Genomic DNA, 21,263 nt, shown 5'->3' with positions numbered 1-21,263 from the left:
ATGAGGGCGTACGTGACGACCGTTGGAACCTCACCCGAGGCGGTCTTCAACCCCCTCTGGTACCTCGTCGAGGTTCACGGCTGGGTTCCCGATGCCGTTTACCTGCTCTGGAACGACGGCGTGAGGGAACAGCTTGAGGGGGTGAAGGGACTGATAGAACGCCTCTCCAGCGCCTACGGCGTGGGGATAAACGTCATAGCCAGCGAAGGCCTGAGGTTCAGCGAGGATAACCCGATGGAGTTCAGGGAGAGGGCCGCCTCGCTCATCGGCTCACTTGTCTCTGAGGGACATGAGGTCATCGTTGACATAACCCCCGGCAGGAAGTTCATGAGCGCCCTCCTCCTCGGCGCGGCGATGGCGAGGGGTGCGGGCGAGATAACCTACCTCCACCTGGAGGACTGGAGGCGCTACGCAGGGAAGCTGCTCTTCGAGGTCCCGATGGTGGAGCAGAGGCTCTTCAGGAAGGAGGAGCTGACGGGAAAACCCGGAAATGTCTCCCTGCCTGGAAGGAGGCGGGGGCCCGCGGAGAGCCTCACCGTGAACAGGGAGTCGCTGATGGCCCTCCTCGACTCCCTGTATCTCGATGGGTTGAGGAGGTTCAGGCTGGCCGTCAGGAGCGAGGAGATAGCGTCCGTGAAGCTGGGCAGGCGGGCGAGGATAAGGGTGAGGGAGTATTTGACCCTCGACCGGGAACTCCACGGCGGGCACACGATGGTGAAGGAGGCGGTGATAGCGGGAATGGGGAGCTTCAGGAACTGGAACGAGCTGAAGGAAGAGGTCAGGGCGTTACTCCGCTCCGGAAGGCCGCTCTACATCGGCTTTGACACTAACGCCCTCCTCTTCCGCGTTCCTTCAAGGGTCATCGCAGAGGGGGACTTCTACAGGAACGGCAATCTGATATTCGACTTCGCCTACTCCGACGAGGTTCAGGTCGAGATAGGGCGGCAGGTGAACGAGAAACTGCCCTTCGACCGGGAGCTCGGCCCCTACTCCAACCAGCCAACGCCGCGGGCAAGGCTGGCCTCCCTCGGCAGGGTCGAGCTGGTAAAGCTGAGGGAGATGGGGGCTGAAAGGGCCGACAGCAGGAGGAATGAACAGGGGGACACGAAGATAGCCCTCGACTACAAGGCCTTCGCCGAGGAGAAGGACGCGAACGTGATGGTCATCACCCTCGACGACAGGGCCTACGCGGAGATGGACGCGCTCCGCGGGAGCGGGCTGGTTCCCTTCAGGCTGGAATGGGAGTTCTCCTTCGGGGAGAACCTTGAGGGGAGCTGGGAGGCGCTGAGGGACACGCTCTACACGCTGGCGGTGACTCTGGGCGAGCTCAACGTCCACACCTACAAGCTCTACGGCCTCTGGCACGGCAAGAACTCGGAGGACTGGGAAAATGAGAGGGTGAGGCTGAACGGCTTCGAGTACGGCAGGATTTTCAGGGTTCTCTCGGGCGGGGATTAGTCCTTCTCCCCCTTCTCGTACTGCCTCTCGAAGTAGTCCCTCAGCTCCCTGACGAGGTCCTCGAGGTCAAAGACGTCCATGTCCACGGAGACTAGTAGATCATTGGGTTCAACGTCGAAGACCCTCTGCCTGGCGTACTCCGCGTGGGCGTCGCCCTTTATGGCGTGGAGCATCATGGCTATGCTCATCGGTGCAGTCCCACCCGTCAGATGGAAGGTTACGTCCCCGCTGTTCTCCTTTATCAGCTCCGCTATCCGGGAGCCGCGGATATCCTGAAATATCATTCTGACGTCGTTTGAATCCCTGATCGGGACGAAGTTCACCGTGATGGTTCTCCCCGGCCCGCTCCCAATCTTATCTTCGCACTCGCTCGGCCACCTCACCAGGAACCGCACGTCCAAGCATTTTGAAGCCTTCTCGAAAAAGAGCAGCAGGAGGCACTTCACCTCGGTCTTCAGCTTGGGCGGATCGAGACTCGCCAAGTGAGCCTCCTTCGTCACGAGGAGGTAAAGGGACTCAAGCGGGCCGTCTTTGAAGTGGTAGTGCATTGAGACGTAGAGGGGAAAGAGGGAAACGGGCGCTTCCTTTCCGTTCGCGTTTACCTTCCTGTTGCGCCTCATGTCCTCACAGCTCGCGTTCTTGATCAGGTCCCAGTTGCTAGGGAAACTCAGGCCGTAGACGAGGTATCGCGTCTTCGGGTGATCCATCTTCTCTTTTTTCTTCGGCGCCGGGTAGGCAAAGGCCGTGGCGAAGATTATCGAGAGGAAGTAGAAGACCGTGCCTAAGACGAACCAGGGGTTACCCATCTTGATTGCATCGGGGAGCCATGTCGTCAGGATCACGGCGAAGAGAACAAAGAGAAAGAGACCGTACGCTGAAACTGCCAGCTCGCCTATGAAGTACCTTGATAGGAAAGTGCTGAAGAAAACGCCCAACGAGTCCCTTCGGCTTCCCCCGAGCTTCCAGCCGGCGAAGAGGGCAAGCCCAAAGGAAATGAGGAACACAATCAGCGAGGCCATTAGAAAAACAACGTAATCCGTTGGCGAAGACGTTGCTGGCCTTATGTGATCAACCACCCAATACTCGACCTCTATGAGGCGCGTAGCGATATCATCTGGAAGCCATTTGAAGAAACTTCCCATCTCCATTAGGGCGGCGTTTTCCAGAAACATAGCGACGGCAGGTGTCAGCAGAAGTAGGGAAGAGACGAGCTTTCGGGCGGTCCTGCCTGGCATTCCCACCACCGCATTAAGTTCCCGCAACCCTTTAAAACCCTCTCCCTCAGCCTAACCCGGTGGTGGGAATGAGGATAGCGGTCATCGATTACGACAGGTGTAACCCTGACAAGTGCGGTAACTTCCTGTGCGAGCGGGTCTGTCCGGTCAATCGAATGGGTGGAGAGGCGATAATCATAGACGAGGAGAACTACCGGCCGGTGATTCAGGAGGCGAGCTGTACCGGCTGTGGGATATGTGTGCATAAGTGCCCCTTCAACGCGATAACCATAGTGAACCTCCCGGAGGAGCTTGAAGAAGGTTGCGTGCACCGCTACGGCGTGAACGCCTTCGTTCTCTACCGCCTCCCCGTGGTCAAGGACGGAATGGTCGTTGGCATACTCGGACCGAACGGAACCGGTAAGACAACGGCCGTTAAAATCCTCGCTGGCCAGCTCCTGCCTAACCTCTGCGGCGACAACGAGAGCTGGGACAACGTGATCAGGGCCTTCCGGGGCAACGAGCTCCAGACTTACTTCGAGAGGCTCAGGGACGGCGAGATCAGGCCGGTGGTGAAGCCCCAGTACGTTGATCTGATTCCAAAGGCCGTTAAGGGCAAGGTCAGGGATCTGCTCAGGAGGGCTGACGAGGTTGGCGCCTTCGACGATGTTGTCAGGGAACTCGAGCTTGAGAACGTCCTCGACAGGGACATAAAGCACCTCTCCGGCGGTGAGTTGCAGAGGGTTGCGATAGCCGCGGCGATACTGAGGAGGGCCCACTTCTACTTCTTCGACGAGCCCTCGAGCTATCTCGACATAAGGCAGCGCCTGAAGGTGGCGAGGATAATCAGGAAGCTGGCAGATTCCGGCAAGTCCGTCCTCACGGTGGAGCACGACCTGGCGGTGCTCGACTACCTGAGCGACGTGATTCACGTCGTCTACGGCAAGCCAGGAGCTTACGGTATATTCTCCCAGCCGAAGGGCACGCGCAACGGGATAAACGAGTTCCTGCGCGGCTACCTTAGGGACGAAAACGTCCGCTTCAGGCCCTACGAGATAAGGTTCACGAAATCCAGCGAGAGGCAGAGCCAGGCGAGTGACGTGCTCGTCCAGTACCCGCGCCTCGTGAAGGACTACGGGGGCTTCAAGCTCGAGGTCGAGCCGGGGGAGCTCTACATGGGAGAGGTGGTGAGCATAGTTGGGCCGAACGGTATCGGCAAGACAACCTTCGTGAAGATGCTGGCCGGCGTGGAGGAGCCGACAGAGGGAGAAGTGGACTGGGAGCTCAAGGTCTCCTACAAGCCCCAGTACATCAAGGCCGACTACGAGGGCACGGTTTACGAGCTTCTGAGCAGGATTGACGCGGCAAAGCTCCTCAACAGCTTCTACAAGACCGAACTGCTCAACCCCCTCGGGATCCCCGACCTCTACGACAAGCAGGTGAACGAGCTTTCGGGCGGTGAGCTCCAGCGCGTTGCCATAACGGCGGCCCTGATAAGGGACGCGGATCTTTACCTCCTCGACGAGCCCTCCGCTTACCTCGACGTCGAGCAGCGCTTGGCCGTTTCGAGGGCGATAAGGCACCTGATGGAGAAGGAGGGCAAGACCGCCCTGGTGGTCGAGCACGACGTGCTGATGATAGACTACATCAGCGACAGGCTGATGGTCTTCGAGGGCGAGCCGGGGAGGCACGGAAGGGCCCTTCCGCCGATGGGAATGAGAGAAGGCATGAACCGCTTCCTGGCGTCGGTGGGGATAACCTTCCGCCGCGACCCCGAGACGGGAAGGCCGAGGGCCAACAAAGAGGGGAGCGTGAAGGACAGGGAGCAGAAGGAGATGGGCGAGTACTACTACGTCTCGGCCTGAATAGGCCCACTGTTCCTTTTTTCATGTTATCTCTGTCAGAGCGGTTCGTCTTGTTCCGTGTAAACCAAAATAAACGGTGGCTAACGTTGTTTAACGATAATTCGAGGGAAAAGCGGCCAGCAGCCCGTTTGATGAACAAAAGCAAATCCACGACGACGATTTCCTGAAAAAAGCTTAAATAGATCCCGTTTCATAGAGAAGACTGAGGTGAGGAGCCATGGCGTGGAGAAAAGTTATCGCAGTGCTCTTCGGTTTGATGATGCTGGCGGCGACGGTGTCCCTCACCGGGGTGAGGGCCGGCGAGGCGGCCGTGACGGTGATCCTGGTCAGCGACAACGAGGCCGACTGCGCCCTGGCAGAGTACCTGGCCAATCTGACCGGGGCCGTGGTTGTCACGACGACGTGGGGAACCTACGACCCGAACGTCACCGCGGAGGTCATGGGCTACGGGCCTGACAGGGTGATAATCATAGGGGGCCCAGAGGCAGTCGTGGAGGAGTACGTGAGCGACCTCCAGGATCTGAACATAACGGTGGAGCGCTGGTGGGGCAAGAACAGGTACGAGACCAACCTGGCGGTCTTCGAGAACGCGAGCAGACTGGGCCTCAGGTTTGAGAACAGCGTGGTGATGGTTCCCGGAAACGACACGGGCGCGATCAGGGAGGCCCTCCGGGAGGCCCTGAGGACCAGGGGGATAATCGTGTTCGCCAACAACACCACCGATCCGGTTAGAATAATGGTCAGGTTGGGGGTTGGAAACGCCAATGTCACCATCATCAGGAGCCGCGTCACCGAGAGGATAGCGGAGAGGATAATGCTGAAGCTCGAGAGCAGAACGAAGGTGCGACAGGTGGAGGTGAACGTGACACCCGATATGGCCCTTGAGGCCATCAACGTCAGCGAGGCGAGGATAAGCACGGCTGAGGGACTCCTCGCCAACGTCACTCTGCCGGAGGAGAAGAAAATACTGGCGGAGAGGATGCTCAACCTGTCAAAGGCCGAGCTCGAGCGTGCGAAGGAAGCCTACGAGGCCGGGAACTACTGGAGGGCCTACGGACAGGCCATAGCCGCCAAGGCCCACGCCGAGGTGGTCATAAGGATCGCCTCCAAGGAGTGGGAGGTGAAGCTCAGGTTTGACCCGGCGATGCGGGCTGAGACCTTCATCTACCGCGTCGAGAGACAGCTGGCCGTGATGGAAAGGGCAGGGATTGACGTGACCGGGCTGAAGGCCCTGCTGGAGCAGCTGAAGGCCGCGGTTGAAAACGGCGACTACGACGTCGTCAATTCGCTGATGACGCAGATAAGGAGGGAGCTTATGGAGGCCTACACCCACGGGAAGGGCAAGTTCTGGGAGCAGATAAGGTTTCCGGACCATGGAAGATGGGCCGCACCGTGAACTCCCCTTTCTAGGCCTCTTTTTCTTCTCGAGGCAAAGAATTTAAGGCCGTCCACGTTATCGGGGACGGAAGGAAAAAGAGGGGATCACCATGCTTCCGCCAGGCAAGATACCACCGGAAAAGCTAGGGAAGTTCGTGTTCAACAGGCTGGGGGCAAGGGACGACGGGGTTCTGGTTTCTTCTGGCCCGGGAATAGATGCCGCCGCGATAGAATTCGGCGATAGGGTTCTCGTCGCCTCGACGGACCCGATAACCGGGGCGGAGAAGGGAATAGGATTCTACGCCGTCCACGTCAACGCCAACGACGTGGCCACGTTTGGAGCCAAGCCGAGGTGGTTCCTTGTTTCGATCCTCCTGCCAGAGAACTCGGACGAGGGGCTCTTGGAGAGGATAATGGAGGAGCTCCACGGGAGCGCCCTCAAGCTCGGCGTTGCCATAGTCGGAGGCCACACGGAGGTAACGCCGGGCCTCGACAGGCCGATAGTCGTTGGAACTATGCTCGGTGAGGTCGAGAGGGAAAAGCTCGTTACCTCGAACGGGGCCAGGGCGGGAGACGCGATAATCCTCACCAAGTGGGCCGGCCTGGAGGGGACGGCCATAATAGCGAGCGAGCGCGGTGAGGAACTGGAGGGGGTCCTGGGAAGGGAGATCGTGGAGAGGGCGCGCTCTTTCATCGAGATGATAAGCGTCGTTGAAGACGCCCTAACCGCCAACTCGGTTGGAGTCCACGCGATGCACGACCCGACGGAGGGAGGGGTCGCCAACGGCCTCCACGAGATGGCCGATGCTGCCGGCCTGGGCTTCCGGGTTTACAGGGAGAGGATACCCATCAGGGGGGAGACCCTCGAGATATGCCGGTTCTACAACCTCGATCCCTTGGCCCTGATAAGCTCGGGGGCGCTCCTCATAGCCGCCCCCAGGGAGAAGGCCGGGGAAATCCTCGCGGCCCTGGCGAAGAAGGGCATAAACGCCTCCGTCATCGGAGAGTTCCTTGACGACGCGGGGACGAGGGTCATCGTCGAGAACGGTACGGAAAGGCCCCTTGAAAGGCCCGAGAGCGACGAGCTGTGGAAGGTCGTCTAAAGCTCCACCGAGATCCTCAGGCCCTTCTCCTCCTCTATCCTCCTCAGCACCTCGAGGGCCGTTTCCTGGCTCACGGGGACCCTGAGGAGGTGCTCGTAGGCCTTCCTCACCTCCTCCCGCTCGTACCCCTGAGAGGTCTTCTCAAGGTAAAGCAGAACGGCGAGGAGGACACCCCTGAGACTGCGCTCGGGCAGGGGCAGGAGCTTCCAGCCGTTGTCGTGGACGTACGCGGCCCTTGGCCTTTCCTTTCCCGTCAGCTCTGTCAGGGGGACGGCGCCGGGGCTTTCTCCTGAGAGGAGGTACTCGACCAGCGCCTCGCCCGGGTAGCCCTCCCTTCTGAGGCCGGAGAAGCTCAGCTCGAGTGCACGGAGGAGTGAGGCCAGTCTCTCCAGATCACGTATCCTATCCTTCGAGAGGAGGGACAGCTTGAGGACGGCCTTCTCGAGCGGCTCGTTCTCCAGGTCGGCCGTGAAGAGTACCCTGTCCCTGAGTCTTGAGCCCTCCTCGAAGGCCTTCACCGCTATCCACACGGCGCCGTTGGTGAGGACGCCGTACCTGACGCCGGAGTTGAAGCAGTAGCGCGCCAGCTGGCGAAGCGGCTCATCGCGTTTGAGAACGTTCACGCCCAGGTTCTTGGCCTCGACGTAGGCGAAGACCTCCCCGTCCAGGATAAGCGCGTAGTCCGCCCTGCCGTCCTCGGTCCTCTCCTCCGGCCTTACCTCCTCGGGGTTGTTCCAGTCCCAGCCGAGAGCCTGGAAAATCTCGCCTATGAGGTGCTGCTTCACCGCCTCCTCGTTCTTGACGTAGAGGCCACGGTGGGACTTGATCTTCAGTTTGACCCGTGAAGCCGCTTTTCTCAGCCCCTCCATGAACCGCACCCAACAACTGAAATGCCTCCCCGTGACCTAAAAGCTTTTGGGAGGGTATCCCAAATGGGAACGGTGAACCAGATGTGCAGGATTCTCTTTGCAGTCGGTGAGGGAAGTGAGATACGGCCGCTCCTCCGGGCCCTCGTCAAATCCGCGCGGCACGACCCGTACCGCGAGAGGAGGAACGGGAAGAGGCAACACGCGGACGGCTGGGGCTACGTCCTTCTGAAGGACGGCTCGGTGAGGCACTACAGGTCCCTCAGGCCGGTCTTCGAGGACGACAGAGCCGTCGAGTCCCTGGAGGGGGAGCTTGAAGGTTTCGTGGCCCTGATGGTCCACGCGAGGGCTGCCTCCCAGGGGGACAGGAGCCTCTACAACGTCCAGCCCTTCGCCTTCTCGACGAGGAGGGGCTTTTCCTTCTGGCTGATGCACAACGGCGACCTGGACAAGGGGGCCATACTCGAGCTGGCCGAGCTTAACCCGAGAGAGCTGGAGAACGTTTCCGACACCTACGCCTTCGCCACCTACCTTTGCAGAAGGCTCCCGAGCGTTGGCCTGAGCGACCTCCTCGTCCACTACCGGACGATAGAGGGGCACACCAGGTCGATCTTCAACACCGTCACCCTGTTCCACGACTCGAGAAAAGGTTTCAGCGCCTTCGTCACGGCCAGAATGAGCGACGGGTACCTTAGCAATCCGGCGGACTACGACTACGCCAAGCTTCTCGTGCTCGAGGGGGAGAACCTCTTCGCCGTCGCCTCCTCCACGCTGGCGCTGTACCACGGGGCAGGTTACGAGGTGGTCCCCAACGAGACGGCCTTTCACGTTACCCTGGACGAGGGTTCCTTTGAGGTCAAGAGGATGCACCTGTGAAACGTTATATACCATGCTCCCCAAGTCAATCCGGTGATCCCATGGAAATGAAGGCCCCCGTGAAGGTCTACATGACCCGAAAGCTCATCGGGGTAGAGCCCGAGGACAGCGTGAAGAGGGCCTGCGAGGTGATGGTGGAGTTCGACATAGGCTCCCTCGTCGTCGTTGACTCCGGGAGGGTAGTGGGTTTCTTCACGAAGAGCGACGTGATAAGGCGCGTGGTAATCCCCGGGCTCCCGAACACCACGCCGGTGAGGGAGATAATGAGCGACGAGCTGATAACTGTGGACTCGAACACCCCCCTCCGGGAGGTCCTGGACCTGATGGCCAAGAAGGGCATCAAGCACGTGCTCGTGGAGGAGGGCGGGGAGATCGTGGGGATATTCAGCCTGAGCGATCTCCTCGCGGCGAGCCGGAGAAAGCTTGAGACGGCCATAGCGGCCGAGTGATGGCCATGATAAGGATAGCCCACATAAGTGACACCCACGTAACGGGGGAGAGCGCATACAAGGGTTACGCCTACGACCTCATAGTGAACGAGATAAACCGCGGCGACTTTGACTTCGTCATTCACACGGGGGACGTGACCAACAACGGCCTCCGCGAGGAGTACGAGAGGGCGAGCTACGAGCTGAGGAAGATCAGGAAGCCCCTCGTTGTCGTCCCGGGGAACCACGACGTCAGGAACGTCGGCTATGCCCTGTTCGAGCGCTTCATCGGTCCGCTGAACGGGGTCTTCGAGTTCGAGGGTGGCGTGGTGGTGTGGGTGGACTCCACGATCCCGGACCTCAGCGACGGGCGCGTCGGTGGCCACAAGTTCCGCTGGCTCAAGGAAAAGCTTGAGGAGTACTCCGACAGGAGGTTCAAGATAGTTGCCGCCCACCACCACCTGATCCCCCTCCCCGACACCGGCAGGGAGAGGAACGTCCTCTACAACGCCGGCGATGTTCTCGACCTCCTCCTGAGGCACGGGGTTACCCTCTACACCTGCGGCCACAAGCACGTGCCGAACGTTTACCGGGTGGAGGACCTGGTGGTGGACAACGCCGGCTGCGCCTCCTGCAGGAAAACGAGAAGGGGTGACGTGAACAGCTACAACGTCATAACCCTGCACGACGACGGAAGGGTGGAGGTAGAGGTGAGGCGCGTCACCCGGGAAGTGAAGCGCAGGGAGCACCGTCCGGTTAGGCCCAAGCTCTTCGTCCCAAGGGGGAAGAGACTCCTCAGGGTGGTGCAGGTCAGCGAGAGCAACGTCTCTGACAGGGCCTACTTCCGGCGCAAGGTCCTCGAGAACGCCATCAGAACCATCAACGAGAGGCTGAACCCGGACCTGGTCGTCCACTGCGGCGACGTCGTCGATATGGGCATAGAGCGCTACTACGAGAGGGCCGTGGAGTTCTACGAGAAAATCAGGGCCGAGAAGCTCATTGTCCCGGGCCACAACGACATAACCTACCTCGGCCACGACCTCTTCACCGAGTACTTCGGTGAGCCGGAGGTCAAGGAGATCGGGGACTTCACGTTTATCCCTGTAGTGAGCGCCCAGTACGAGACGCCGATAGGTGTCGTCGGACGGATAGGGCAGAGGGAGCTCGAGAAAGCGTTGCTGGAGAACTCCGAGAGGTTCACCGTGGTGGTGATGCACCACAACATAGTCCCGATACCGAGGAGCAGGGAGCTGGGCTTCCTCGAGGACGCCGGGGACGTCCTCAGGGTCCTCACACGCGCCGGGGCGAACCTCGTACTGACCGGCCACGGAGGGAACGCCTTCGGGGTCAAGGTGGAGAAAACCCCTATCATCAACGCCGGCTCCATAAGCTGGGAGCTCCACAGGAACCCCTTCGGGAACAGCTTCAACGTGATAGACGTCTACCGGGACATGGTGGTCGCCTTCGAGGTGCAGGCCACCTGGGGTTCGGGCAGGCTCGTGGGGATATGGAAGACAAAGGGGCCATTCACCCCCTCCCGATCCTCTCCCTGAGGCGCTCCATCAGGTCCTCCATTATCGCGTTCACGGTTTTCTCGAGCTCGACGTTCTCTATGACCCTCACGCCGTGCTCCCTCGCCCTCTCGACTATGAACTCCTGTATCTCCAGTATCTCCTCCAGGTGCTCCAGGTAGTAGTCGGCGGACCTCTTGCTGTAGCGCGCCCTCTCGTAGAACCTCGCCTCGAGGTCCCTCTCGCTCCCCACGGTTATCACGTACATAAAGCTGTTCTCCCTCAGCTCGACGTAGCCCGGGACGAGGTGTATGCCCTCGATTATGGCGTTCGAGCCCTCCTTGTAGGCCCTCTCGAGGACGGCCGAGACGCCGACGGAGACGTGCTTGACCTGGCTCTTGAATCCTTCAATGAGGGGTGAACCGCCACCGCCCTCCGCGTGGATCGTCCTCCAGGCCAGGAACGAGGAGGCGTGGATATCAGGGAGTAGCTCCGGCGCGATTATCTTTCTCATCACCTCCCTTATCGTGTCCGTTCCGATAACGCTCCTTATGCCGAGCCTGAAGGCCAGCTCCGTGGCTATCGTGGATTTTCCGACACCGGTGGCTCCTCCAAGGAGTATCGTTATGGGCACCTTGAGCCTCCTCAGCTGGCGCCAGAAGAGGTAGCGCCTCGCCGCCTCCTCCAGGCCGTGCTCAATGAGCTTCCTGTAGGTCAGCTCCCGTATCTCCTCGGTCGTCACGAGCCTGCGGCCCTTCTCGTTGAGCTCCTTCTGAACCTCCGTGGCGATTATGTACGCCACCCCCACGTCCACCCCGGCCAGGGTGATCGAGCGGGTCAGTATGCCCCTCGAGAAGGGCAGGCGCATCTTCCTCTCGGGATCGGTGACGATTATCATCTTCCTCCCCCCAGCACGGAGCGTCCCAGGGCGAGCACGGCCTCCCTCAGGCTTTTTCCGTCCACGTTAACCGGCTCGTTGTCGAAGTAGATTACCTCCAGGCCGTTTTCGAGGGCCCAGAGGGTTACCACGTCCACCGCCGCGGCCTTCAGCTCCACCACAACGGCATCAACACCCCTGAACGACGCCAGGTCCCTCCTCAGAAGGTTTCTCCTCGAAAGGTTCGGGGAGACGTGAAGAACCTCCGCACCCAGGGACTCGAGGTGCCTCCTGGCCGGTTCTATGCCCAGCCCGTTCGTCATGACCAGGGCAACCCTCTTCCCAGAGACGTCGCCGAGGGGCCTCGGCCTGAAGGTGACGAGGTGGACGTCGGCTATAGGATTCACCTCCCTGACAATTTTCGCGACCCTCTCGGCCCTCTCCCGTCCGGCAACCTCTGCCATCGTGACCACGACCAGGTCAGCCAGCGACAGCCTAAAGGGGCCGAAGTAACCCCTGAGATACTCCTCCCTCTGAAGGGCGCTGGTGACCGTGATGTACGCCCCGGCCCGATAGGCCGGGAAGCTGGCACCGCTCCCCTCGAAAATCAGGAGGTCGTGGGGCATCGTCTTTGCCATCTCCACCGCCTCGTCCACCACGTCGAAGAAGGAAAATCCCGCCATTCCTCCCCCGCATCTCCTGCAGCCTATCGTCGTCACCCTCGATGTGAGGGCGTCCTCGAAATGGTCCGAAGCAGCGTGCCGGCCCTGCCTCGCGAGTCCCGCGAGGAACTCGGGGGTCAGCTCGAAGCTCTCGCCATCGACCACCTCCGGTCTCTCCGGTCCCCCGCGCCCCATCGTGATTATGAGAGGCCGCGAAATCTCCTTCAGCGTCCTCGCCACGAAGCCGCCGACGGCGGTCTTCCCGACCCTCTTTCCAGTCCCTATGACCGCGATGCTGGGCTTTGGTGGCCTTTTCATCTCCCTCGGGGCGAACAGGAAGTCCGCCCCCCTGTAGGCCACGCCGAGCCTGAGGCACAGCGATGCTACTCTGAAGCGCATCTCGTAGTCCACAACGGGTTCGTCACTCAGGTCGATGACCTCCGTCACTCCGTTCTCCACAATTGCCTTCTCCAGCACGGAGATGTAATCGTCCCCACGGTACACGGGAATCTGGAGCCTCCTCTCCACCTCGCCAATGTCGCCGATCTTCTCCCCTCCCCCAAGGAAGACCGCACAGCACACGTCTCCAAGTCTCTCCACGGCCCAAGCTGTGACGTCTGGATAGTGCTCTCCATCGATCAGGACGAGCTTTCCGACCATGATACCACCATTGGACCTTGGGCGTGCGTGGATTTAACCTTTTGGAGCCCTTGACATGGGGGCTTAGGAAGGGTTATAAACCCCGGCGCGATAAAACCATTGGCAACCGCCTCGCGGTGCCACGAAAGGAGGTGTTCGAAATGGCCGAGATGATAGTTAAGAGCAAGGTTAAGGAGGCCGTCAAGGCCATCGACCCCGAGATGAGAATCAACCCCGAGTTCTACGAGGCCCTCGAGGCCGAGCTCAAGGTTCTCATCGAGAAGGCCGTCAAGAGGGCCAAGGACGAGGGCAAGAAGACCCTCTACCCGAGGCACGTCTGATGCCTCTTTCCCGCTTTTTCCTTCTATCGACGATCTTATATTCTCCCGCTCCAACTTTCTACGGTGATGTCATGGCCCTTCGGAAGCTCGGCGACTCGGTTTATCTTTATCCTGGCAGCCCCTCGACCCTTGTAAAGGTCTTCGAGGACTCTGCGGTCCTCATCGATCCCGGCCACGGGAGCGGGAGGCACAAGGACCTTAACAGGGAGATCAAAAAGCTCGGGCTTGGACTTAAGGCCCAGCTCGCGACACATGGTCACGCGGATCACGTCGCCGTCGCGCCCAGGCTGGACGCGCCGCTCTTCACCCACCGCTTCGAGTTCTCCATAGCCGAAAGCCCACTCAACCGTGAGATCCTCACCTTCGGCTCGAGGGCACCTGAGGGCTTCCTCGCCTACCACTTCCCCGGGGAGGTCAAGGTTCACGCCGTCTTCGAGTGGGGTGATGAGCTCTTCGACCTGAGGGCAGTCAAGCTTAACGGTCACTCCCCCGGAATGACGGGCTTCTTGGACGAGGAGAACGGCGTCCTCTACGCCGGTGATGCGTTCTTCGGCGAGAGGGTTCTCGAGGCCGTCGGCCTTCCGTACCTCGTGGACCCCGACTTATTTAAAACCTCAATTGAAGAATTACAGAATTATGCAGAGAAGGGCTTTCTCCTGATCCCCTCCCACGGGAAGGCGGTGAGGGGCGAGGAAGCGCTTGAACTCCTCAGCTTCAACGTGAAGCGCGTTGAAGAAATCGAGGGGCTGATCCTGGAGCTCCTCAAAGAGCCGATGAGCCCCGATGAACTTGCCTTCAGGATAATGGTTCACTACGGGGTCGATGTGACGCCCCAGAAGCTCGCCCTGAACCTCGTTCCGCTCAGGGCATTCATAGCAAAGCTCTACAACGAGGGGAACGTCGGGGCGAGGGTTGAGAGGGGGCTCAGATGGGTGAGGGCGGAATGAATGCCTATTCCTCGTCCGGGTAGCAGAGGTAGCGGTAGGGGCAGAAGCGGCAGGCGTAGGAGTACTCGCCCTTGGGGGGCTTTCCCTTTTCGTAGGCCTTCTTGACCACGTAGAAGTGCTTCAGGGTTTCCTTGAAGAGCTTACCGTCGTAGGGCACTTCAAAGGCCCTGAAGTTCGGCCCCTTGACGATGGGGAAGCGAGAGAAGTCTATCTTGCTTATAATCTTCATTGGCTCCTCGTGGAGCTTGACGTAGTAGAGGTAGCCGTAATCGGCCTCGGCCCAGCGCATGTAGATGTTGAGCTGTGCCAAGTGGTAGTCGTAGGGCCTGCTAGGCACGCTCGTCTTGCCTTTTATCTCGATGGGAAACTCGCCGATCGCATCTATCCTGCCGTGTATCTCGAAGCCGAGCTTCCGAGAGCGAAGAACGAGGTGCTTCTCCAGCTCGAAGCCGAAGCGCTTCTGAAGGATCTCGCCAAGGACGTTGTGCGTGTTTATCCCCTGGTTGAGCCTCACCTTAACGAACTCGGGCCACCTCTCGGGGTAGCCCTTGAGCCTGAAGTATATCCTTCGAGGACAGACTAAGGCCTCGCTCGCGTAGAACTCAACGAACCCGTCGTTTTCACCGTTCCCGTTGTTCTTGATCATCTCCTCCCCTCCGAGGACGGGGCGGGTCATTGGCCCGCGAACCTCTCCGCCCCCCGCGTCAGCTAATACCGACGTCATCACAGCTCAGGCTGGGCAAGGGTCGTCATCCGCTCTGAAGGTTAAGGCAGACCCAGCATTTAAACCTTTGGGAGAAGAGGGAAATCAAAGGATCATTCTCCTCTTCCTCTTGATCGAGTAGCTCAGCCCGTATGCAGGCCAGAGGCTTGGGGGTTGGTCGTAGTGGTGCAGGTTGCGGAGTATCTTTTCCGCGGTCTTCCGGTTTCGGGCCTTCACCCTTAGAACCCCGTCCTCAAGCTCGACCGTCCCGTCTGAAAGCCTTAGGGTGAGCTTGGAACCGTCCACCTCGGGCCTGGCGCGCATCAGAAGCCTCCGGTAATCCTCGTAGGCCTCCCTGCTGAGCTTCTGTTCAAGAAAGGCGGGCTTCTCACGTGGCTTGAACAGGCGAGAGAACCAACTATTCGAAGGTTCCTCTTCCATATCGGTCATCGACCTCCGAAGGATTTCTCGCCTTAAATTCGTTCTTTGGGTTTTTAAGGCTTTCTCATCGCTTTTTGCCGAAATGACGGGGGAAGGTTTTTTAAGGTTTCCGGGCTGAGTAAGGCCGATGGTAAGGACACAGGTGATAAAGCCCAGGATACGGGAAATCCTCTCCCGCGAGCTTCCCTATGAGTTAGTCGGCATGCTTCCAAAGCACTGGGTCCAGATAGGGGACGTCCTGATCCTCCCGCTTCGGCCGGAGCTCGAGCCCTACAAGCACAGGATAGCCGAGGTCTACGCCCAAGTTCTCGGCGTTAAAACAGTCCTCAGGAAGGGCAGAATAGGCGGCGAGTTCAGGGAGACCAACTACGAGGTTCTCTACGGTGGGGACACGGTGACGGTTCACGTGGAGAACGGGGTAAAGTACAAGCTCGACGCGGCCAGGGTAATGTTCTCCCCCGCCAACGTCAAGGAAAGGGTTAGAATGGCCAAGGTCGCGAGGCCTGGCGAGCTGGTCGTGGACATGTTCGCCGGAATCGGCCACCTCAGCCTTCCGATGGCCGTCCACGGAAGAGCCAGGGTGATCGCCATAGAAAAAAGTCCCTACACCTTCCGCTTCCTGGTGGAGAACATCGAGCTGAACGGCGTGTGGGACAGAATGACGGCCTACAACATCGACAACCGCGACTTTCCAGGGGAGGACATAGCTGACAGGGTTCTCATGGGCTACGTGGTGAAAACCCACGAGTTCATTCCCAAGGCCCTGCGCATAGCCAAGGACGGGGCCCTAATCCACTACCACAACACCGTGCCGGAGAGGCTGATGCCGGAGGAACCCTTCGGGACGTTCCAGAGGATCGCGAGGGAACACGGCTATGAGGTTGAAAAGCTCAACGAGCTTGTAATCAAACGCTACGCCCCCGGCGTCTGGCACGTCGTGATCGATGTGAAGGTGTTCAAGCGATAGACTCCAGATGATCCGATTAGTCTAACCGCCGTGGGGTTTACCGGTTAAGCCCCAAAGCGGCTCCCAGTCGTCGCAGACGAAGTTCATGTGGACGGTCTTCATGTGCCTCCTGCATATTCCCTGCGTTGGGAAATAGGAATCGATTGCACCGAACCAGCGGCAGTTCTTGCAGGCCTTCAGTCCCTCCATCGTGTCCACCGGTGATACCTTTGGTTCTTTAAAGATAAAACCTTGACCCTCCCGTCCCGAAGGGTTCCATAGCGTTTAACAGATGAACTTAACCTGACAGGTGGTGTGAAACGATTCCTTTTGCGAAGGCCTTATATTTTCCTCTCCGAAAATCTTTCGAGGTGATTCTGGTATGGAGGCGAAAGGCGGTTACTGGGGCAGGATTCTGAGGGTTAACTTAACGACCGGGGAAATAAAGGTGGAACCCCTCCCGGAGGAGTTCCCCAGGAAGTACCTCGGCGGCGTCGGCTTTGGAACGAGACTCCTCTACGACGAGGTTCCAGCTGGAGCTGATCCACTCGGGCCTGAGAACAAGATGATAATTACCCCAGGCCTGTTCGTTGGAACTGGCATTGGAACCGGCTCGAAGACGGCCTTCAACTTCAAGAGCCCGCTCACCGGTGCCTACGGCCGCTCGATGGCCGGGGCCAAGATGGGCGAGGAGCTGAAGAAGGCCGGCTACGACGTCCTCATCATCGAGGGGCAGAGTGAAGAGCCCGTCCTCCTCGTCATAGAGGACGACGAGGTTAAGCTCGTCCCGGCGAAGGAGTACTGGGGCCTCACCACCGGCGAGGCCAGAAAGAAGGCAAAGGAAGAGTACCCCGGCTTCGCAACGGCCTTCATCGGCCCGGCCGGCGAGAACCTCAGCAGGATAGCCACGATAGAGACCGACGACAGGCAGGCCGGTAGGGGCGGCCCCGGAGCAGTTCTCGGAAGCAAGAAGCTCAAGGGAATCCTCGTCAAGGGAACCAAGAAGGTACCGATAGCCCAGCCCGAGAAGCTCCGCGAGCTGATAAAGGAGTGGGCGATGGTCTTTAAGGACCACCCGGCCACCAAGGCCGACATGGAGTACGGGAGCGGCGAGTTCCTCGACTGGATGAACCGCGAGCGCGGAACCTTCCCGGTCAGGAACTGGCAGATGGGCTTCTTCAAGAAGGCCTACGAGAGGGCCAAGGAGGAGGGCAGGGAGCACATCGAGATAGACCCCTACTTCTGGGCGCCGAAGTACCGCGCCGGCAGGAGGCCGTGCCCGCTCTGTAACAAGCCCTGCAGCCAGTACATCAAGGTCGAGAGCGAGCGCTGGGGCACCTTCATGACGGACGGTCCCGAGTACGAGACCCTCTACTCCTTCGGCGGTGTCCTTGAGCTCGACGACTTCGAAACCGTTGCCTACCTCAACTACCTCGCGGACGAGCTCGGCCTCGACACGATTTCAGCGGGTGTCACTATCGCCTGGGCCATGGAGGCCTACGAGAGAGGCCTTCTCACCAAAGAGGAAGCTGACGGCCTTGAGCTGACCTTCGGGAACGGCGAGGCCGCAGTTGAGGCCCTCAAGAAGATGGCCTACCGCGAGGGCAACCTCGGAAAGCTCCTCGCCGATGGTGTCAAGAGGGCCAGCGAGAGGCTCGGAAGGGGAAGCGAGAAGTTCGCCCTCCACGTCAAGGGCATGGAGCCGCCTGCCTACGACGTCCGCGGCATAAAGGGAATGGCACTGGCATTTGCTGTGAATGTCCGCGGTGCCGACCACCTCACCAGCGGTGCCTACGGAACCGAGCTCGTTGGAAAGTGGTGGAAGTTCAACGGCGTGGACAGGACCAAGGGCGAGAACAAGGGCTTTGAGATAGCCTTCCACGAGAACCTCATGGCAATCTACGACGCCACCGGCGTCTGTAAGTTTTCAAGGCACATGTACTTCCTTGAGGGCTTCCCGCCGCTCGTTGAGGCCGTCACCGGCATGAACATCGGTGAAGCCGAGCTGATGGTCATCGGCGAGAGGATAATGAACATCGCCAGGGCCTTCAACGTCCGCGAGGGCTTCACCAGGAAGGACGACACGCTCCCCTACAGGATCATGTGGGAGCCGATTCCGGAGGGTGTCAGCAAGGGCCTCCACGTCCCGCCCTGGGAGCTCGACAGGATGCTCGACGAGTACTACCAGGCCCGCGGCTGGAGCAGGGACGGAATCCCCACAAAGGCCAAGCTCATCGCCCTCGACCTCCCGGACATCGCTGAGGACATCGGGGCGGGGATTTGATTCTTGCCCTTTTCTTTTGCCCCTTGTTGGAAGTTAGAGATGCGTGCAAGCTGAGTTTCATTGAAAAACAGGCTTTTTAACAGGTTTCCCATTTTTAGGCGCTCGAAGAGCGCCAAGTACAGTGAAACATTGAAAACAGCGATTTGGGCTAAACTACTTGGAAAATTACGAGTTTAAAAAGGACATACAAACTTTGATCAAACTTTGCGCAGGTAAAGTTTGTTTGGCGCCGGGGCAGGGATTTGAACCCTGGCGGGCTAACGCCCACGGACTCTCCAGGCCCGCGCCTTCCCAGGCTAGGCTACCCCGGCGCATAAAGGAGAGGAATCAGGAGATGAGCTCGATCTCGATGGTGACATCTTCCGGAACGCGAATGCGCATGATCTGGCGCATGGCCCTTTCGTCGGCCTCGATGTCAACGAGCCTCTTGTGGACGCGGAGCTCGAACCTGTCGAAGGTGGCAGTGCCCTCCCCGTCCGGGCTCTTCCTGGTGGTGATCCTTATCCTCTTGGTCGGGAGCGGTATCGGACCGCTCATTCTAACGCCGGTCCTCTCGGCGATCTGCTTGATCTGGTCGGTGACCTCGTTGAGGGCCTTAATGTTGGTGCTCGCGAGCTTAATCCTTGCCTTCTGCATTTCCGTCCCTCCTAAGATTCAGGAAGTAAAGGAAAGTCAGAGAAGGCCTTCACTCGGCCTTCTGAATGGAGATAACCATACCGGCAGCGACAGTCTGGCCCATGTCACGGATGGCGAACCTGCCCATCTGCGGGATCTCCTTGACCGGCTCGATGACCATCGGCTTGGTCGGCCTGAGGACGACGATGGCCGAGTCACCGGTCTTGATGAACTGCGGGTTCTCCTCGACGATGTTACCGGTCCTCGGGTCGAGCTTGGCCAGGAGCTGCTCGAACCTGACTGCCACCTGGAGGGTGTGCGCGTGGAGGACCGGGGTGTAGCCGACGGTGATGGCGGTCGGGTGGTTGAGGACGATGATCTGGGCCTTGAAGGTGTCCTTCGGCCTGACGACGGTCGGCGGGTTGGTGGTGTGTCCGGCAACGTCACCGCGCTTTATGTCGTTCTTACCAACGCCACGGACGTTGAATCCGATGTTGTCACCCGGAAGGGCCTCCTGCATGGGCTCGTGGTGCATCTCGATGGACTTGACCTCACCCTGGATCGGCTTGTGGAAGATGGTGCTGGCCGGCTCGAAGATGACGACGTCACCGACCTTGAGCCTGCCGGTCTCGACACGGCCGACCGGGACGGTACCGACACCCTTGATGGAGTAGACGTCCTGGATCGGTATCCTGAGCGGCTTGTCAACCGGCTTCGGCGGCTCCGGGATCTGGTCGAGGGCCTCGAAGAGGGTCGGGCCCTTGTACCAGGGCATCTTGTCGCTCTTGTGGACGATGTTGTCGCCCTCCCAGGCGCTGGTCGGAATGATCGGGAAGTCCTTGTAGCCGAGCATCATGAGGAGCTTCTTGACCTGGTTGGCGACGGCCTCGAACTTCTTCTGGTCGTAGTTCACCATGTCCATCTTGTTGACGCTGACGATGATGTGGTTGATACCGAGGGTCTTGGCAAGGAAGGCGTGCTCCTTGGTCTGCGGCATGACACCGTCGGTGGCAGCAACCACAAGAACGGCCGCGTCGGCCTGGCTGGCACCGGTGATCATGTTCTTAACGAAGTCCCTGTGGCCCGGGGCGTCGATGATGGTGATGTACCTGTGCGGGGTCTCGAACTTGGTGTGGGCGACGTCGATGGTGATACCCCTCTCGCGCTCCTCCTTGAGCCTGTCCATGACCCAGGCGAACTTGAAGGACTTACCCTTCTCACCCATCTGCTCGAACTTCTGGATAATGTTCTCCGGAATGTTCTGGCTGTCGAACAGGAGCCTTCCAACGGTGGTGCTCTTTCCGTGGTCGACGTGTCCGATAAAGACTATGTTAACGTGCGGCTTCTCCTTCGGCATTTTCATACACCTCCAAATTTTGGTCTAGCCTCATTGACTAGGATGGCTTTTTAAATCTTTCGAACCTCGGCCCCCTCGGGCGGGAAACCCGCCGTTTCTCGGGGAGGCCTCATGAGTTCCGTGCTTAACTTACGAAGCGGGTTTAAAAACTTAACTACGGGGGTTTGAACAGGAAAATGTAAACCTCAGCCCCCCTTCAGCCTGCATTTCCTGAGGTAGTCCCAGAGGGTGTAGTAGATGGTGAACCTCTCCTCCCTCCTGCCCTCGAGGTCATACACCGTGAGAACCAGCCCGCACTCCCTCGTGCCGTTTTCAAGGGTATGGCAGATTTCCCTGTAGGCATTCTCCGAGGGACCGGTGCTCGAGGTGTATCTGACCTCCACCAAGCGACCGTCCTTTCGCACCAGGACGAGCCGCTGGTAAGTCCTTCCGTATCCATCGTTCGAGAGGAAACTCCTCTCCGCCACCACCGTTTCTATCCCGTCAGACCTGTTCACGCTCACGTTCCAGCTTTCATAGCTGATATCCCTGACGAACTCGAAGGGTGCAGTTCCAGCTTTGCACTCCACCTTCTCCAGGGGTGTTGACGGCCCCCACCAGAAATAGGAGTAGTGCTCGTAGAACACCCTCCCTGGCCACGGGACGAACAGTAAAATCCCAATGACTATCAGAATTCCAACGGAGAGCACCTTCCTTCGTGTCCTCATGAAGCTGATATTATCGTTAGAAATTAAGAGGCTTTCGGGGGAGGCG

At 59.3% G+C, this 21,263-nt stretch carries 21 protein-coding genes and 1 tRNA gene; 11 read left to right on the top strand and 11 right to left on the bottom strand.

All coding sequences use genetic code 11. The features are described from left to right. The gene (locus E3E27_RS02195) at positions 1-1,458 is read left to right on the top strand and encodes a hypothetical protein (protein WP_167773278.1); all 1,458 of its coding nucleotides are present in this window, start codon (positions 1-3) and stop codon (positions 1,456-1,458) included. On the opposite strand, the gene E3E27_RS02190 is transcribed toward E3E27_RS02195, so the two are convergent. Next, complete coding sequence (locus E3E27_RS02190) at positions 1,455-2,702, bottom strand: hypothetical protein (RefSeq protein ID WP_167773277.1); 1,248 nt, start codon at positions 2,700-2,702, stop codon at positions 1,455-1,457. The two genes, E3E27_RS02195 and E3E27_RS02190, sit on opposite strands and share 4 nt — an antisense overlap. A 59-nt stretch (positions 2,703-2,761) precedes the next feature. On the opposite strand from E3E27_RS02190, the gene E3E27_RS02185 reads away from it, so the two are divergent. The 3 genes from E3E27_RS02185 to E3E27_RS02175 all read left to right on the top strand — a co-directional run bounded on the left by E3E27_RS02185 (position 2,762) and on the right by E3E27_RS02175 (position 7,017). Further along, the gene (locus E3E27_RS02185) at positions 2,762-4,537 is read left to right on the top strand and encodes a ribosome biogenesis/translation initiation ATPase RLI (protein WP_167773707.1); all 1,776 of its coding nucleotides are present in this window, start codon (positions 2,762-2,764) and stop codon (positions 4,535-4,537) included. Between the two features lie 217 nt (positions 4,538-4,754). Continuing rightward, positions 4,755-5,933 (top strand): cell wall-binding repeat-containing protein, encoded by a 1,179-nt coding sequence (locus E3E27_RS02180; protein ID WP_167773276.1) that lies wholly within the window; start codon positions 4,755-4,757, stop codon positions 5,931-5,933. A 91-nt stretch (positions 5,934-6,024) separates the two neighbouring features. After that, positions 6,025-7,017, top strand: coding sequence for an AIR synthase family protein (locus E3E27_RS02175; protein WP_167773275.1), 993 nt, complete (start codon positions 6,025-6,027; stop codon positions 7,015-7,017). Here the strand turns inward: E3E27_RS02175 and E3E27_RS02170 are convergent. Then, positions 7,014-7,886: a type I restriction enzyme HsdR N-terminal domain-containing protein gene (locus E3E27_RS02170; RefSeq protein WP_167773706.1), complete on the bottom strand. Its 873-nt coding sequence runs from the start codon at positions 7,884-7,886 to the stop codon at positions 7,014-7,016. The genes E3E27_RS02175 and E3E27_RS02170 overlap by 4 nt on opposite strands. 63 nt (positions 7,887-7,949) lie before the next feature. Between E3E27_RS02170 and E3E27_RS02165 the strand changes: the two genes are divergently transcribed. The 3 genes from E3E27_RS02165 to E3E27_RS02155 are packed head-to-tail and all read left to right on the top strand — an operon-like array spanning position 7,950 to position 10,740. Then, positions 7,950-8,759 (top strand): class II glutamine amidotransferase, encoded by an 810-nt coding sequence (locus E3E27_RS02165; protein ID WP_167773274.1) that lies wholly within the window; start codon positions 7,950-7,952, stop codon positions 8,757-8,759. A 41-nt stretch (positions 8,760-8,800) separates the two neighbouring features. Next, positions 8,801-9,208 (top strand): cyclic nucleotide-binding/CBS domain-containing protein, encoded by a 408-nt coding sequence (locus E3E27_RS02160; protein ID WP_014789768.1) that lies wholly within the window; start codon positions 8,801-8,803, stop codon positions 9,206-9,208. Positions 9,209-9,213: 5 nt separating this feature from the next. After that, a complete protein-coding gene (locus tag E3E27_RS02155; RefSeq protein WP_206204797.1) occupies positions 9,214-10,740 on the top strand; it encodes a metallophosphoesterase in 1,527 nt (508 codons plus the stop codon). On the opposite strand, the gene E3E27_RS02150 is transcribed toward E3E27_RS02155, so the two are convergent. Then, entirely contained in the window at positions 10,715-11,596 is an 882-nt protein-coding gene (locus E3E27_RS02150; protein ID WP_014789766.1) for a 2-phosphoglycerate kinase, read from the bottom strand. The genes E3E27_RS02155 and E3E27_RS02150 overlap by 26 nt on opposite strands. Then, positions 11,593-12,897, bottom strand: coding sequence for a 2,3-diphosphoglycerate synthetase (locus E3E27_RS02145; RefSeq protein ID WP_167773273.1), 1,305 nt, complete (start codon positions 12,895-12,897; stop codon positions 11,593-11,595). The genes E3E27_RS02150 and E3E27_RS02145 overlap by 4 nt, the downstream gene beginning before the upstream one ends. Positions 12,898-13,037: 140 nt before the next feature. On the opposite strand from E3E27_RS02145, the gene E3E27_RS02140 reads away from it, so the two are divergent. Together E3E27_RS02140 and E3E27_RS02135 are read left to right on the top strand one after the other, a co-directional pair. Next, positions 13,038-13,217, top strand: a complete 180-nt coding sequence (locus tag E3E27_RS02140; RefSeq protein WP_014789764.1) for a hypothetical protein — start codon at positions 13,038-13,040, stop codon at positions 13,215-13,217. 71 nt (positions 13,218-13,288) lie between these two features. Beyond that, the gene (locus E3E27_RS02135; protein ID WP_167773272.1) at positions 13,289-14,164 is read left to right on the top strand and encodes an MBL fold metallo-hydrolase; all 876 of its coding nucleotides are present in this window, start codon (positions 13,289-13,291) and stop codon (positions 14,162-14,164) included. A 4-nt stretch (positions 14,165-14,168) separates the two neighbouring features. Here E3E27_RS02135 and cas4 read toward each other — a convergent pair whose 3' ends face one another. Then, complete coding sequence (gene cas4 / locus E3E27_RS02130; protein WP_014789762.1) at positions 14,169-14,810, bottom strand: CRISPR-associated protein Cas4; 642 nt, start codon at positions 14,808-14,810, stop codon at positions 14,169-14,171. Between the two features lie 162 nt (positions 14,811-14,972). Continuing rightward, complete coding sequence (locus E3E27_RS02125; RefSeq protein WP_167773704.1) at positions 14,973-15,308, bottom strand: hypothetical protein; 336 nt, start codon at positions 15,306-15,308, stop codon at positions 14,973-14,975. A gap of 127 nt (positions 15,309-15,435) precedes the next feature. Here E3E27_RS02125 and E3E27_RS02120 point away from each other — a divergent pair, with 127 nt between their 5' ends. Next, positions 15,436-16,275 (top strand): class I SAM-dependent methyltransferase family protein, encoded by an 840-nt coding sequence (locus E3E27_RS02120; protein ID WP_014789760.1) that lies wholly within the window; start codon positions 15,436-15,438, stop codon positions 16,273-16,275. 21 nt (positions 16,276-16,296) lie between these two features. Here the strand turns inward: E3E27_RS02120 and E3E27_RS02115 are convergent, their stop codons facing one another. Next, positions 16,297-16,473, bottom strand: a complete 177-nt coding sequence (locus E3E27_RS02115; protein ID WP_167773019.1) for a hypothetical protein — start codon at positions 16,471-16,473, stop codon at positions 16,297-16,299. Between the two features lie 163 nt (positions 16,474-16,636). On the opposite strand from E3E27_RS02115, the gene E3E27_RS02110 reads away from it, so the two are divergent. Then, the gene (locus E3E27_RS02110; protein ID WP_167773271.1) at positions 16,637-18,538 is read left to right on the top strand and encodes an aldehyde ferredoxin oxidoreductase family protein; all 1,902 of its coding nucleotides are present in this window, start codon (positions 16,637-16,639) and stop codon (positions 18,536-18,538) included. Positions 18,539-18,762: 224 nt separating this feature from the next. On the opposite strand, the gene E3E27_RS02105 is transcribed toward E3E27_RS02110, so the two are convergent. The 4 genes from E3E27_RS02105 to E3E27_RS02090 form a co-directional block, all read right to left on the bottom strand. Beyond that, positions 18,763-18,849 (bottom strand) — tRNA-Ser (locus tag E3E27_RS02105). 16 nt (positions 18,850-18,865) lie between these two features. Further along, positions 18,866-19,174 carry a 30S ribosomal protein S10 gene (gene rpsJ, locus E3E27_RS02100; protein WP_012571711.1) on the bottom strand — a complete coding sequence of 103 codons (309 nt, stop codon included), beginning with the start codon at positions 19,172-19,174 and terminating at the stop codon, positions 18,866-18,868. A 49-nt stretch (positions 19,175-19,223) separates the two neighbouring features. Beyond that, positions 19,224-20,510: a translation elongation factor EF-1 subunit alpha gene (gene tuf / locus E3E27_RS02095; protein ID WP_014789757.1), complete on the bottom strand. Its 1,287-nt coding sequence runs from the start codon at positions 20,508-20,510 to the stop codon at positions 19,224-19,226. 185 nt (positions 20,511-20,695) lie between these two features. Then, complete coding sequence (locus tag E3E27_RS02090; RefSeq protein WP_167773270.1) at positions 20,696-21,217, bottom strand: hypothetical protein; 522 nt, start codon at positions 21,215-21,217, stop codon at positions 20,696-20,698. Positions 21,218-21,263 lie beyond the last annotated feature (46 nt).

It is taken from the genome of Thermococcus sp. MV11 (assembly GCF_012027285.1).
Lineage (GTDB): Archaea > Methanobacteriota_B > Thermococci > Thermococcales > Thermococcaceae > Thermococcus > Thermococcus cleftensis.
The sequence above is the reverse complement of the archived record's forward strand: the minus strand, read 5'-3'. Positions and strand labels throughout refer to the sequence as shown.

Coding starts and splice junctions, on each gene's coding strand:
- E3E27_RS02120 (WP_014789760.1), top strand. CDS start 15,436: ATGGTAAGGACACAGGTGATAAAGCCCAGGATACGGGAAATCCTCTCC.
- E3E27_RS02175 (WP_167773275.1), top strand. CDS start 6,025: ATGCTTCCGCCAGGCAAGATACCACCGGAAAAGCTAGGGAAGTTCGTG.
- E3E27_RS02195 (WP_167773278.1), top strand. CDS start 1: ATGAGGGCGTACGTGACGACCGTTGGAACCTCACCCGAGGCGGTCTTC.
- E3E27_RS02090 (WP_167773270.1), bottom strand. CDS start 21,217: ATGAGGACACGAAGGAAGGTGCTCTCCGTTGGAATTCTGATAGTCATT.
- E3E27_RS02185 (WP_167773707.1), top strand. CDS start 2,762: ATGAGGATAGCGGTCATCGATTACGACAGGTGTAACCCTGACAAGTGC.
- cas4 (WP_014789762.1), bottom strand. CDS start 14,810: ATGATCAAGAACAACGGGAACGGTGAAAACGACGGGTTCGTTGAGTTC.
- tuf (WP_014789757.1), bottom strand. CDS start 20,510: ATGCCGAAGGAGAAGCCGCACGTTAACATAGTCTTTATCGGACACGTC.
- E3E27_RS02155 (WP_206204797.1), top strand. CDS start 9,214: ATGATAAGGATAGCCCACATAAGTGACACCCACGTAACGGGGGAGAGC.
- E3E27_RS02160 (WP_014789768.1), top strand. CDS start 8,801: ATGGAAATGAAGGCCCCCGTGAAGGTCTACATGACCCGAAAGCTCATC.
- E3E27_RS02145 (WP_167773273.1), bottom strand. CDS start 12,897: ATGGTCGGAAAGCTCGTCCTGATCGATGGAGAGCACTATCCAGACGTC.
- E3E27_RS02135 (WP_167773272.1), top strand. CDS start 13,289: ATGGCCCTTCGGAAGCTCGGCGACTCGGTTTATCTTTATCCTGGCAGC.
- E3E27_RS02165 (WP_167773274.1), top strand. CDS start 7,950: ATGGGAACGGTGAACCAGATGTGCAGGATTCTCTTTGCAGTCGGTGAG.
- E3E27_RS02180 (WP_167773276.1), top strand. CDS start 4,755: ATGGCGTGGAGAAAAGTTATCGCAGTGCTCTTCGGTTTGATGATGCTG.
- rpsJ (WP_012571711.1), bottom strand. CDS start 19,174: ATGCAGAAGGCAAGGATTAAGCTCGCGAGCACCAACATTAAGGCCCTC.
- E3E27_RS02125 (WP_167773704.1), bottom strand. CDS start 15,308: ATGGAAGAGGAACCTTCGAATAGTTGGTTCTCTCGCCTGTTCAAGCCA.
- E3E27_RS02140 (WP_014789764.1), top strand. CDS start 13,038: ATGGCCGAGATGATAGTTAAGAGCAAGGTTAAGGAGGCCGTCAAGGCC.
- E3E27_RS02170 (WP_167773706.1), bottom strand. CDS start 7,886: ATGGAGGGGCTGAGAAAAGCGGCTTCACGGGTCAAACTGAAGATCAAG.
- E3E27_RS02150 (WP_014789766.1), bottom strand. CDS start 11,596: ATGATAATCGTCACCGATCCCGAGAGGAAGATGCGCCTGCCCTTCTCG.
- E3E27_RS02110 (WP_167773271.1), top strand. CDS start 16,637: ATGGAGGCGAAAGGCGGTTACTGGGGCAGGATTCTGAGGGTTAACTTA.